The following is a 12,925-nucleotide window of genomic DNA, read 5'->3' as shown; positions in this document are numbered from 1 at the left end:
CGACCGCCCACGGACCCACCACCCGCTGCCGGGCCGCTCCTGCCGCCCGTCGCAGGGCTGCTCCTCACCCACGAGTGGCCTCTCCTTCGGTGACCTGCCCATCTGCCGGTCCGACGGCTACGCCCTGGCCGGCCCGGGCCGGGGTGGCAGTGGCCGGTGACGCACTCCCGGTCGCCCCAAGGGCCGCGGTGTCCGCCGCACCGTCGTGCTGCGCCCGCGCACCGTCGTGCTGCGCCCGCGGCGCGGCACCCGGACCGCTCTCCGGCTCCGATGTCCGCGTTCCGTGCCCCATGCCGTCCGAGTCATCCGAGTCATCCGCGTCATCGCGTGGCGCCACTGCACCACCGGACGCCGTCACCGCACCCTTGTGCGCCTGCTCTGCACCCCCGTGCGCCGGCTCGACGGCTCCTTGCGACGAGCCGGTACCTGCGCCTCCGCGCGGCGAGCCACCGCCCTCGGGCAGCCCGGCTTCGTTCAGGCCGCGGTTGCGGCGGGAGTCGTCCGGTTCCAACGGGATCGGGGAGCCCCGCAGTGGCTCGTCCGCCGTGCGCGGCAGGGTCAGCCGGAACTGCGAGCCGCCGCCGGGCTCACCCCAGGCCTGCAACCAGCCGCCGTGCAGCCGGGCGTCCTCCAGGGCGATGGACAGCCCGAGGCCCGTGCCGCCCGTCGTGCGGGCGCGTGCCGGGTCGGCGCGCCAGAACCGGTTGAAGACACGGGTGGCCTCGCCGGGCCGGAGGCCGACTCCGTAGTCCCGCACCGCCACCGCGACCGCGCCGCCCGCCGTGGCGAGCCGTACGACCACGTCCTTGCCGTCGCCGTGCTCCACGGCATTGACCACGAGGTTGCGCAGCACCCGCTCCACGCGCCGGGCGTCCGCCTCGGCGACCACGGGCTGCTGGTCGCCGAGGACGCGAATCCGGCTCCCCTTGCGTTCGGCGAGTGGTTCGGCACCGCCGACCACGCGCCGCACCACGTCCCGCAGGTCGACCGGCTCGGCCTCCAGCGCGGCCGCTCCCGCGTCGAAGCGGCTGATCTCCAGCAGGTCGGCGAGGAGTGACTCGAACCTGTCCAGCTGGTCGGCCAGCAGTTCGGCCGAGCGCGCGGTCACCGGGTCGAAGTCCGTCCGGGCCTCATGGATGACGTCGGCGGCCATCCGAACCGTCGTCAAGGGCGTACGCAGCTCGTGCGAGACGTCCGAGACGAAGCGGCGCTGCATCCGCGACAGGTCCTCCAGTTGCTGGATCTTGAGCTGGAGGTTCTGCGCCATCTTGTTGAAGGCCTCACCGAGCCGTGCGATGTCGTCCTCGCCGGTGACCTTCATCCGTTCTTGGAGGCGCCCGGCAGAGAGCCGCTCGGCGACCCCCGCGGCCATGCGCACGGGCGTGACCACCTGCCTGACGACGAGCCAGGCGATGGCGCCGAGCAGCACGACGACGAAGAGTCCGGCGGTCGCCAGGGTGCCCTTGACCAGGCTGAGCGACTTCTCCTCCTGGGCCAGCGGGAAGAGGTAGTACAGCTGGTAGTTGTCGCCGTTCAGGCCGTTCAGCTGCTTGCCGATCACCAGCGCCGGCTGGGAGTCCTGGCCGTCGCTGTACTTGATCCGGGTGTAGCTCTGCGAGGCACCCGCGGAGTGGGCGACCCTGCTGCGCAGGTCCTCGGGCACGCTCTCGATGGGGTCCACACCGCCGGAGGCGCGCGGCCCGCGAACTCCGGCGGCGGAGCCGTCGGCGCCCGGGTTCAGGGTGACCACGTCGAAGGCGCTCTGGCCGCCGCTGGAGAGCTGGCTCACCAGGCAGTTCATCCAGGCTGCCGCATTCTGCCCGAGGCAGCCGTCGGAGTCCGGCGTACCCGCCTGGCCGCCGCTGTCCATCGCCGCGGTGTCGGTCTTGTCCTTGGCGGCGCGGAAACCGCCGTCCGCCTGGCTCTGCGAGGCCTTCACCTTCGCGTCCAGCAGGCCGTTGCGCACCTGCCCGATGACGACGAAGCCGAGGAGGAGAACGACGCCGAGCGACATGAGGAGGGTGGTGGCGACCACCCGAAGCTGGATGTTGCGCCGCCACAGACGCGCCGCGGGCAACAGCGGACGGCGCACCCAGCGGGTGAACAGGCGGAGCACCGGGCTGCCCTGCACGCCCCCCTGGAGCAGCAGCCCGTCCTCCACGAGCCGCCCGAATCCGTGCTTGACCTGCCTGACCTGCTTGGCCGCCGTGACCCGCCGGCCCGTCCTGACCTGCCCGGCCGACACCTGCCTGGCCACGTCGGCCTGGCCGGCTCGCGGGGGCTGGGCGGTCCTGACGCGGCCGGCTTCCTCTGCCTGCCCATTCCGCCCGGCTCGCCCGTTTCGACCGATTTGCCCGTCTTGCCCGGCCTGCTCGGCGGACCCGGGCCGACCGACCGAACCGACCAGGCTTACCGCCCTGGCCTGCCAGACCGCCTTGACCCGCCTGGCCGCCTTGATCTGCTTGGCCGCCTTGATCTGTTGCATCGCCTTGCCGAGGCCGACCGGCCGCCCCGGGCGGCTTCCCGGCGAGCCGGGGGCCGGAGCGGCTCCGTCGTCCCGCGACATGTCAGCTCGGCCCGGCCTTGTACCCGACGCCACGGACGGTCACCACGATCTCCGGGCGCTCGGGGTCCTTCTCGACCTTCGAGCGCAGCCGCTGCACGTGAACGTTGACCAGGCGGGTGTCGGCGGCATGGCGGTAGCCCCAGACCTGCTCCAGCAGCACCTCACGGGTGAAGACCTGCCACGGCTTGCGGGCGAGGGCCACCAGGAGGTCGAACTCCAGCGGGGTGAGCGCGATCGCCTGCCCGTCCCGCTTGACCGAGTGCCCGGCCACGTCGATGACCAGGTCGCCTATGGTCAGCTGCTCCGGTGCGGGCTCCTCCGAGCGACGCAGCCGTGCCCGGATGCGGGCCACCAGTTCCTTCGGCTTGAACGGCTTCACGATGTAGTCGTCCGCGCCGGACTCCAGGCCGACGACCACGTCGACGGTGTCGCTCTTGGCGGTCAGCATGACGATCGGCACGCCGGACTCCGCCCTGATCAGGCGGCACACCTCGATGCCGTCCCGACCGGGCAACATCAGGTCGAGCAACACCAGATCCGGCTTGGTCTCCCGGAAAGCGGCGAGCGCCTTGTCGCCATCAGCGACGAACGACGGCTCAAACCCTTCACCACGCAGCACAATCCCGAGCATCTCGGCAAGTGCGGTGTCGTCGTCGACGACAAGGACTCGTCCCTTCATAACGACATCATCCCATTTTCATTTTCGAATCGTGCACGTGCGTGACCCACCTCACTGACCTGCGGCGACGATCATTTCGATGGACAGGTGATCGCCACGGTCCGCTGCCGGCGACGGCAGGGGCGTCGTAGACCGGACTCGGTACGCGATGGTCTCCGCCGCCGAACAGGTGGTGCCCGTATGCGGTGGCCGCCCCCCTGAACCGGCCATTCCCCTGCCCTCTTCCGTGATCCGTTCCCTCTCCCCGTCCCCTCACCGTTTCGCCTCCCCCTGCCGCTCCCCCTGCCGCGCCGTCGCAGCCGCCACGCGACCGCTGTGCCCCGGGACGCTCCTCGCCCCCTCGGCCGTCAGCCCTCGGTTCCCGGTCCCACGGCGGCTCGTCGAGCAGCGGATCAGCCGGTCAGTCGGGGTCAGTCGGTCGGGGTCAGTCGGTCGGTCAGTCGGACAATCGGTCGTTCGTAGGGTCCCGCGGAGTCGTCTGCGAGCCCTCGGTGCCGGGCGACCCCAGGCAATGCTCGGAGCATAGTCGCGGCCCACCCCCAGGAGGGGGCCGTTCCGGCAGGGCGATCGAGAACGCGTATCGCACCCTGGTCGGGCCCACGTGCCCTGCTTACGGTGACGTCATGAGGCGATTCGACACCTACTGCGTTCTGATCACGGGCGCAGGCCAGGGCATCGGCGAGGCAACGGCGCACCGCTTCGCGACCGAGGGGGCGCGCGTGCTCGTCACGGACCGCGACCCGTCGCGCGCCGAGCGGGTGGCCGAAGCGATCCGCAACGAGGGCGGCTCGGCCGAGCCCTACGGTTGTGACGTCGCGGACCCCGCAGCAGTAGTGGCCGCCGTCGAGCGCGCCGTCGACCGTTTCGGAACCCTCGACGTGCTGGTCAACAACGCCTACGCCAGCACGGGCGATCCCGTCCGCTTCGAGGAGTACGACGACGACTCCTGGTACCTGGACTTCGACATCTGCCTGCACGGCGCCTACCGCTGCATACGCGCCGCCCTGCCCCATCTGGCGGCAGCCGGCGGCCGCGGCGCCGTGGTCAACATCGGTTCCGTGAACGCCGAACGTTTCCTCGGCGGCCACGCCTACAGCGCTGCCAAAGCCGGGCTCGCCTCCCTCACCCGCACCCTCGCCGTCCAGTGCGCCCCGCGCGGCGTACGGGTCAACATCGTCGAGCCCGGCACCGTCCGCACCAACGCCTGGGCCGGCCGCGGCGACGCCCTCGAACACCTCAAGGACCACTACCCCCTCGGCCGGGTGGGCGAGCCCGCCGACATCGCCGCCGCCGTGGTCTTCCTGGCGTCGCGCGACGCAGCGTGGATCACGGGGGTGACGCTCCCGGTCGACGGCGGGCTGCTGGTGAGCAATCTGGGCATGAACCGTTCCCTCTTGGAACAGTGACGATCAGCCGGGGACGGGCCGGCCGCCGGGTGGCGGGTAGCGGCACGCGGGTAGCGGCACGCGGGTAGCGGCACGCGGGTAGCGGCACGCGGGTAGCGGCACGCGGGTAGCGGCACGCGGGTAGCGGCACGCGGGTAGCGGGTGGCGGGTGGCGGAGGCACGACGGGCGACCGGGCTTGATCGGGCCTTGAGGAGCGCGATCAAGCCCGGTCGGGCCCGGTTGGTGCCAGTTGGTGCCGGTTGGAGCCGGTCAGGGTCTGACGGGACCTGACCGGTGTGTCCGCCGCGTGCGGCTCCGTCGGCGCGGCCCGGGCCGGCCCCGGCGTCCCGCCACCTGCACCACCGCTCGGTCAGCTCACCCGTGCCAGGCCCCGCACCTCGACCGGGTCACCCCACCGCGGCCTGGCGTGGTCCGGCGCACAGCTCGGCCAGCGCCTGGGCCGTCACGGGCGACGCGGCGCCCTCTTCCGTGACGATCGCGGTCACCAGCTCCGGGGGCGTGACGTCGAACGCCGGGTTGAACGCCTGCGCTCCGGGCGGAGCGAGCGCAATGCCCATGGTGGCCGCCGGAATCTCGCCGCCGGCCTCTGCGCCCCCGGTCTCCACTCCGCCGACTCCTGGCACACTCGCCCCATCGGCTGCGCCCTTCGCCCCTGGCGTCACCGCTGCGACGGCCGCCAAGGCCGGCGGGAGGGCGATCTCCGTCACTTCATGTGCGGCGCGCTGCTCCACCTCGATCCCGGCACCGTCCGGCGTGTCCAGGTCCACCGTCGTCACCGGCGCGACCACGATGAACGGAACGTGGTGGTACCTGGCGAGCACCGCGAGCGGATAGCTGCCCACCTTGTTCGCCACGGAGCCGTCGGCTGCGATGCGGTCGGCCCCGATCAGCACCGCGTCCACCTCACCCGACGCGAGCAGCGCTCCGGCCGCGTTGTCCGTCAGGACGGTGTACGGCATGTCGTTCCGCGCCGCCTCGTACGCGGTGAGCCGCGAGCCCTGGAGCAGGGGGCGGGTCTCGTCCACCCACAGCTTGCGCAGCTGGCCGGCCCGGTGGGCCGCCAGGGCCACGGCGAACGCCGTGCCCTCGCCACCGGAGACCAGCGCCCCGGTGTTGCAGTGCGTGAGGATGCGGTGGCCACCGCCGGGCACCAGCTCCTCCAGCAGTGCCAGACCGTGCTGGGCCATCCGGCTGCTGGCCTCAGCGTCCTGCCGGTGCAGCGTGCGGGCCGCGTCCAGCGCCGCCGCGGCGGCCCGTGCCAGGTCACCGCCGTCCGCCAGCGCCTTCTGGTACGCCGCCTGTGCCACGCGCACACCTCGGGCGAGGTTCACAGCGGTGGGACGCGCTCCTGCGAGCGCATCGGCGGCCTCGTCCACGTCAAAGCCCCGGGCGGCCGCCAGCGCCACCCCGTAGGCGCCGGCGATCCCCAGCACGGGGGCGCCGCGGACCGCGAGGGTCCGGATGGCCCGCACCAAGGCCGGTGCATCGGTGCAGACCAGCTCGACTTCCTGGCTCGGCAGCCTGGTCTGGTCGAGCAGGACCACGACGGGACCTTCGGGGGGTTCTTCCCAGCGGATCACCGGGATCAGCGGCGTACTGGCGGGTCTGTCGGCCGAGCCTGGGGCCTGGCCCTGGGAGGGTCGCGCGTACTGATCAGCCATCGCCCCAGTCTGCCCGGTGACCACCTACCAATTGAAGGTGGCCGAGGCCCCGGCTGTCCGGTCTGCGCACTCCGCCCGGTCCCATGGCGCATGTCCCATGGCACGATGGCCCCCAACCTGCCGCCGCAACCGCGGACGGGCACCGCGAAGGAGCGAAGATGAACGACACTCCGGGCTGGGCCTCGCCCGGATCTGCCCCCTCCGACCGACCCGGCACTCCCGACGGTCGGCCCGGCTCCTTTGACGGCCCGGGACCGACGGCACCGGACGATCGCCCTGACACGACCGGCCAGACCCCGCAAACGCCCCACGAAGAACAGCAGGGCGCACAGCGCAAGGAAGTGTCGGCCGCCGCTGGCGAAGAGACGTCCACCGACACGTCCCCCAACACGGCCGCCGCCACCGCACCCGGCGACGGCACCGCAGCCGACTCCGCCACCTCCACCGCCCCCGCAGGTCCGGCCGCTAAGTGGGCGAAGGACCAGCCCCCGCCCGGCTCCTGGGCTACACCTGGCACACCCGGCACACCGCGCCCCAGCGACCCGCCCCCGCCTCCGCCCGGCCCGGGCTGGGGAGGCCAGGGCCCGACGGGTCCCGGCGGACCCGGCCCCGGCTGGGGCGGCGGTCAAGGCCCCGCCGGTCCCGGCGGTCCCGGCGGCCCCCCTCCCGGCTGGGGCAGCGGCTGGCAGGGCCGTCCACCGGCGGCCAAGCCCGGTGTCATTCCGCTGCGCCCGCTCGGCGTCGGCGAGATCCTCGACGGCGCCGTCTCGACGATGCGCACGTACTGGCGGACGGTCCTCGGCATCTCGCTGTCCGTGGCCGTGCTGATCCAGGTCGTACTCGTCCTGCTTCAGGGCTTTGTGCTCAACGACACCGTGGACACGGCCGCCCTCAACGACCAGAGCGCAACCCTCGGCGAAATCGGCCACGCGATGCGCAACGCCCTGATCAGCTCGGGCGTGATCCTGATCGTCAGCCTGCTCGGTCTGATCATCGCCACGGCGCTGCTGACGACCGTGACCAGCCGTGCCGTGCTCGGCAAGGCGGTGACGGTCTCCGAGGCGTGGCGCGACGCGCGACCCCAGGTGCCCCGCCTGTTCGGGCTCACACTGCTGCTTCCGCTGCTGGTCATAGCCGTCGTCGTGGTCGGCACCCTGCCCGGCCTCCTGCTCTCCGTGGCCGGGCTGGGACGGGGAGCGCTCGCGCTCGCCATGCTCGGCGGGCTCGCCGGGGTGATCGTGGGACTGTGGCTGGCGATCCGCTTCGCGCTCGCGTCGCCGGCGCTGATGCTGGAGAAGCAGAGCGTGGTGAAGTCCCTGAGCCGCTCCGCCAAGCTGGTCAAGGGTTCCTGGTGGCGCGTTTTCGGCATTCAGTTGCTGGCCACGATCATCGCCAACATCGTCTCGTCGATCATCCTCATTCCCTTTTCCCTCATCGCGGGCGCGGTCAGCGGCGACACAGCAGGTGGCCTGCTCGGCAGCACCGGCAGCCACGGCTGGTCGTACCTGATCATCAGCGGCCTCGGATCGGTGATCGGCTCCATGATCACCATTCCGATCACGGCCGGGGTCGCCGTGCTCCTCTACATCGACCAGCGCATCCGCCGCGAGGCGCTCGACCTGGAACTCGCCCGGGCTGCCGGCCTCCAGGGCTACGGCTCCGAAGCGCCGGGCCCCGTACCCGGAGGCTGAGGCCGTGTCCGACGCGGCGGGACCGCTCACGGCGGCACTGCTCACCGGCTCGGGCATCCCCGGTGGCCCGGCCGCAGCGCCGGGGGAGGATGCCGTGCCGGGCTCCGGCGCACTGGCCCGCACCGGTCTGCCGCCGGTGCCCCTTCCGCCGCGCACCGGGACGCCGCCACGTCCACGACTGGTCTTCCTCGCCGACCGGCTGGCCCCGTCCGGGCCACCGACACCGGCGCCCCGGCCGCTCCCGACGCAGGCACGGTCAGCGACGTCCCTACTGTCACCGACGGGACCGCTGTCCCCGACGGGCCCACTGCCCTCCACCGACCCACCAGCACCGCGGGGTGGGCTGTCATCGGCAGGCGGACTCTTCCCGGCGGGCCGCCCGCACCTCCGGCTCTCCCCGACAGGTCTGCTGTCACAAGGCGGCGACGGACCGCCGGTGACCGTCCCGCGTGACCCCGGCCGTACGGCCGCCAAGCACGAGCTGTCCAAGCGGATGTACCACGACCACGAACCGAGCCTGCTGCTGCGCGCCCTGAACCGCGTCTGGGACTGGGTGGAGCACCTCTTCGCCGCAGCATCCGGTGCCACACCCGGCGGCGGACTCGGGCTTTTCGTCATCGTGCTCGCCGTGCTGGCGCTCGCGGCACTGCTCTGGTGGCGCCTGGGCACACCACACCGCACTCCCACCACGACCCCCGCGCCACTCTTCGACCACCGCCCCCGCACCGCCGCCGAGCACCGCGCCGCCGCCGAAGAACACGCCACCCAGGGCCACTGGACCCAGGCCATGCAGGAACGGATGCGTGCCCTGGTCCGCGCGCTGGAAGAACGCGCCCTGCTCGACCACCTCCCCGGGCGCACCGCCGACGAGGCCGCCGCGCAGGCCGCAGCCGCACTGCCGGCGTACGAAGATCGACTGCATGCCGCCGCACGCGAGTTCGACCACGTCACATATGGCGGCCGTAGCGGTGACCCGCAGACGTACCACCGCCTGTCCGCACTCGACGACGACCTGGCACGCGCCAGACCCGTGGTCACCACACCCGGCGTCCCCACCATCGACCGCCCATGACGCAGACTCCAGGAACCCCAGGCACGACCGACCCGCAGCCACCCGAGCCACCGGCCCATCAGGCACCCGCGGCACCGGCCCATGAGCCGCCCGCGCCGAAGGCGGCGCAAGGAAAGCCCCGCCCCACACCGGTCGAAGACTCTCATCGGCCGACGCCGACCTCGGTCTCTCCTACCGTTCGTCAGGTATGGGCCCGCGCCCGGGGGCTGCTGCTCGGCGCCGTCGTCCTCCTCGTCGCGGCGGTCGTGCTCGCCGCGCTGCGCTCGGACGCCCAACACGGCCGGCTCGACCCGCGCTCCGCCGATCCATTCGGCTCCCGCGCCGTCGCCGAGTTGCTCGCCGACAACGGCGTGTCCACCCGCGTCGTCACCACGACCGCCGCCGCTCGGGCCGCCACGGGCCCCAACACCACCCTCCTCGTGGCCTCCCCCGACCTGCTGACCGGCCATCAGCAAAACCTGCTCCACGCGGCCACCGCCGGCTCCGGTGGCCGCACCGTCCTCGTCGCGCCCGGCCAGCCGTCCCTCGACACGCTCGCGCCCGAAGTCACCGCGGACCCTGCCCCCAGTCTCGACTCCACGCTCGCCCCCGGCTGCGATTGGCCGGCGGCTCGGCGCGCGGGCGCGGCAGACACCGGTGGCATCCGCTACAACACTTCCTCGGCCGACGCCAACACCTGCTACTTCAGCGACGGCCTGCCCTCCCTCGTCCGCGTCCCGGCCGGGGGAAACGCGGGCGACACCATCGTCATCGGCGCGCCCGACATCCTCCTCAACGATCGCCTCGACCAGCAGGGCAACGCCTCGCTGGCCCTGCAACTCCTCGGCTCCCGCCCCCATCTGGTCTGGTACCTCCCCACACTCACCGACCAGGAGGCCACCGACGGTGGCCACCGCAGCTTCTACGATCTGATCCCGCCCGGGTGGCTCTGGGGCGCCCTGCAACTCACCATCGCCGTCGCCCTCGCCGCCGCCTGGCGCGCCCGCCGGCTCGGCCCCCTCGTCCCCGAACGCCTCCCCGTCGTCATCCACGCATCCGAGGCCGCCGAGGGCCGCGCCCGCCTCTACCGCAAAGCAGACGCCCGGGACCGCGCCGCCGCAGCCCTGCGCGCTGCCACCCGCACCCGTCTCGCCCCCCTCCTGGGCACTCCGCCCGCCCAGGCGCACACCCCCGAAGTCCTGCTCCCCGCCCTGGCGGCCCGGTCCCCCGCCAACGGCACCCCCTCCGAACCACCGCACCGGCCCGCCGACCACCCGTACGGCCGGGAACGGCAGCTGCACGCACTCCTCTTCGGCCCGCCACCCCACGACGACGCAGCGCTCATCGCCCTCGCCGACCACCTCGACGCTCTCGAACGAGAGGTACGCCATTCATGATGGACCCGACCACTGACAACGCCCCTCCCGCAGCCGACTCCGGCGACCCCCGCGCCGCCCTGGAGACCCTGCGCGCTGAGATCGCCAAGGCCGTGGTCGGCCAGGATCCCGCCGTCACCGGCCTCGTCGTGGCTCTGCTCTGCCGCGGCCACGTCCTCCTCGAAGGTGTCCCCGGCGTCGCGAAGACCCTCCTCGTTCGGACCTTGGCCGCCGCCCTCGAGCTCGACACCAAACGCGTCCAGTTCACCCCCGACCTGATGCCGAGCGACGTGACCGGCTCCCTCGTCTACGACGCCCGCACCGCCGAGTTCTCCTTCCAACCCGGCCCCGTCTTCACCCACCTGCTGCTCGCGGACGAGATCAACCGAACCCCGCCGAAAACCCAGTCGTCCCTGCTCGAAGCCATGGAAGAACGCCAGGTCACCGTGGACGGCACCCCCCGTCCGCTTCCCGAGCCGTTCCTGGTCGCCGCCACCCAGAACCCCGTCGAGTACGAGGGCACGTACCCACTTCCCGAGGCCCAGCTGGACCGCTTCCTGCTCAAGCTCAACGTTCCGCTGCCGTCCCGCCAGGACGAGATCGACGTAGTGAAGCGCCACGCCGAGGGCTTCAACCCGCGCGACCTGCGCGCCGCCGGCGTGCGCCCCGTCGCCACTTCCGCACACCTTGAAGCGGCGCGCGAGGCTGTCTCCCGTACCGTCGTCTCGTCCGAGATCACCGGTTATGTCGTCGACATCTGTCGGGCCACCCGCGACTCACCGTCCCTCACCCTCGGCGTCTCCCCGCGCGGCGCCACGGCCCTGCTCTCCACGTCCCGCGCGTGGGCCTGGCTGACCGGCCGCGACTACGTCATCCCCGACGACGTGAAAGCGCTGGCCCTGCCCACGCTGCGGCATCGCGTTCAGCTCCGTCCCGAGGCCGAGATGGAAGGCGTGACCGCGGACTCCGTCATCACCGCGATCCTCGCCCAAGTCCCGGTCCCCCGCTGACTTGCTGACCTGCTGACCTGCCAACCCGCTGACTTGCTGACCTGCTGACCTGCCAACCCGCCAACCCGCTGACCCGCTGACCCGCTGACCCGCCAGAGGATCCATGGCACTCACCGGACGCACCGCCCTGCTGGCGGCCTTCGCCGCTCTGCTTGTTGGCGTCCTCGCACCCAGTTGGTCGGGCATCCTGGCCGTCAACGTTCCCCTAGTCGTCCTGTGCCTCTTGGACTTCACCCTGGCCGCCCCCGTGCGGCTGCTCCGTCTCGCCCGTTCCGGCGCCACGGCCGTACGCCTCGGTGAGCCGGCCACCACCACTCTCACCCTCACCAACCCGACCCGTCGCCCCTTGCGGGCACGGCTCCGGGACGCCTGGCCGCCCAGCAGTTGGGCTCCGGGAACGGAGATCACCGCCGCCCGACACGACGTGACCGTGCCCCCGGGCGAGCGTCGCCGTCTCACCACCCATCTGCGCCCCACGCGCCGCGGCGACCATCACTCCGCCCGTGTCACGATCCGCTCCTACGGGCCCCTCGGTCTGCTCTGCCGCCAGGGGGGCCACGAGGTTCCGTGGACGGTACGTGTCCTGCCTCCGTTCCACAGCCGCAAGCACCTGCCGTCCAAGCTCGCGCGGCTCCGCGGACTCGACGGCCGCACCAGCGTCCTGACACGCGGCGAGGGAACCGAGTTCGACAGCCTGCGCGAGTACATCCCCGGCGACGACACACGCTCGATCGACTGGCGAGCCACGGCCCGTCAGTCCACGGTGGCCGTCCGCACGTGGCGCCCGGAGCGTGACCGCCGCATCTTGCTCGTCCTGGACACCGGTCGTACGTCGGCGGGCCGTGTCGGGGATGCCCCGCGCCTGGACGCCGCCATGGACGCGGCCCTCCTGCTCGGCGCACTCGCCTCGCGCGCCGGTGACCGGGTGGACCTGCTGGCTTACGACCGTGGGATCAGAGCCCTCGTGCAGGGTCGAAGGGCAGGCGATGTGCTGCCGGCGATGGTCGATGCCCTGGCCACGGTGGAACCCGCGCTCGTCGAGACCGACGCCCGGGGCCTTGTTGCCACTGCTCTCGGCTCAGCATCGCGTCGCTCACTCGTCGTACTGCTGACGAGCCTCGACGCAGCCCCGGTCGAGGAGGGCCTGCTTCCCGTGCTCTCCCAGCTCACCCAACGCCATACGGTCCTCGTGGCCTCGGTCGCCGATCCTCATATCGCCCGCATGGCAGCGGACCGCGGCACCACAGATGCCGTCTACCAGGCCGCAGCGGCTGCGCAGGCCCAGGAGGAGCGTCGCCGCACGGCGGAGCAGCTCCTACGCCACGGTGTGACGGTCGTAGACGCCGTTCCCGATGATCTCGCCTCGGATCTGGCAGACGCCTATCTGTCACTGAAGTCCTCGGGACTGCTGTAGTGCTCGCCGCCCGTATGAATACGAGAGAAACTCGGCGTCGAATACGCAAAGGCCGCGCCGTAAAACGCAA

Annotated in this window: 9 protein-coding genes; 6 read left to right on the top strand and 3 right to left on the bottom strand. The window is 72.4% G+C overall.

Annotation, left to right across the window (positions count from 1 at the left end; genetic code table 11):
• Positions 1-64: 64 nt before the first annotated feature.
• Together mtrB and mtrA are read right to left on the bottom strand one after the other, a co-directional pair.
• Positions 65-2,566: an MtrAB system histidine kinase MtrB gene (gene mtrB / locus NQO67_RS36685; RefSeq protein WP_374119247.1), complete on the bottom strand. Its 2,502-nt coding sequence runs from the start codon at positions 2,564-2,566 to the stop codon at positions 65-67.
• 1 nt (position 2,567) lies between these two features.
• The gene (gene mtrA, locus NQO67_RS36680) at positions 2,568-3,245 is read right to left on the bottom strand and encodes a two-component system response regulator MtrA (protein WP_255954790.1); all 678 of its coding nucleotides are present in this window, start codon (positions 3,243-3,245) and stop codon (positions 2,568-2,570) included.
• A 623-nt stretch (positions 3,246-3,868) separates the two neighbouring features.
• On the opposite strand from mtrA, the gene NQO67_RS36675 reads away from it, so the two are divergent.
• On the top strand, positions 3,869-4,651 hold the full coding sequence (locus NQO67_RS36675; protein ID WP_255954789.1) for an SDR family NAD(P)-dependent oxidoreductase: 783 nt from the start codon (positions 3,869-3,871) through the stop codon (positions 4,649-4,651).
• A gap of 387 nt (positions 4,652-5,038) precedes the next feature.
• On the opposite strand, the gene mtnA is transcribed toward NQO67_RS36675, so the two are convergent.
• A complete protein-coding gene (gene mtnA, locus NQO67_RS36670) occupies positions 5,039-6,313 on the bottom strand; it encodes an S-methyl-5-thioribose-1-phosphate isomerase (protein WP_255954788.1) in 1,275 nt (424 codons plus the stop codon).
• Between the two features lie 158 nt (positions 6,314-6,471).
• On the opposite strand from mtnA, the gene NQO67_RS36665 reads away from it, so the two are divergent.
• The 5 genes from NQO67_RS36665 to NQO67_RS36645 all read left to right on the top strand — a co-directional run bounded on the left by NQO67_RS36665 (position 6,472) and on the right by NQO67_RS36645 (position 12,855).
• Positions 6,472-8,004 carry a DUF7847 domain-containing protein gene (locus NQO67_RS36665; RefSeq protein ID WP_255954787.1) on the top strand — a complete coding sequence of 511 codons (1,533 nt, stop codon included), beginning with the start codon at positions 6,472-6,474 and terminating at the stop codon, positions 8,002-8,004.
• A 343-nt stretch (positions 8,005-8,347) separates the two neighbouring features.
• Positions 8,348-9,076, top strand: coding sequence for a DUF4129 domain-containing protein (locus NQO67_RS36660; protein WP_374119251.1), 729 nt, complete (start codon positions 8,348-8,350; stop codon positions 9,074-9,076).
• Positions 9,073-10,452, top strand: coding sequence for a DUF4350 domain-containing protein (locus NQO67_RS36655; RefSeq protein WP_255954786.1), 1,380 nt, complete (start codon positions 9,073-9,075; stop codon positions 10,450-10,452). Before NQO67_RS36660 ends, NQO67_RS36655 begins: the two co-directional genes overlap by 4 nt.
• Entirely contained in the window at positions 10,452-11,441 is a 990-nt protein-coding gene (locus NQO67_RS36650; RefSeq protein ID WP_255954785.1) for an AAA family ATPase, read from the top strand. The genes NQO67_RS36655 and NQO67_RS36650 overlap by 1 nt, the downstream gene beginning before the upstream one ends.
• A gap of 103 nt (positions 11,442-11,544) precedes the next feature.
• Positions 11,545-12,855 carry a DUF58 domain-containing protein gene (locus tag NQO67_RS36645; protein WP_255954784.1) on the top strand — a complete coding sequence of 437 codons (1,311 nt, stop codon included), beginning with the start codon at positions 11,545-11,547 and terminating at the stop codon, positions 12,853-12,855.
• The last annotated feature ends 70 nt before the right edge of the window (positions 12,856-12,925 follow it).

This window comes from Streptomyces odontomachi, from assembly GCF_024435355.1.
Taxonomy (GTDB): domain Bacteria; phylum Actinomycetota; class Actinomycetes; order Streptomycetales; family Streptomycetaceae; genus Streptomyces; species Streptomyces odontomachi.
Note: the sequence above shows the minus strand (reverse complement) of the source record. Positions and strands in the feature narration are given on the sequence as shown.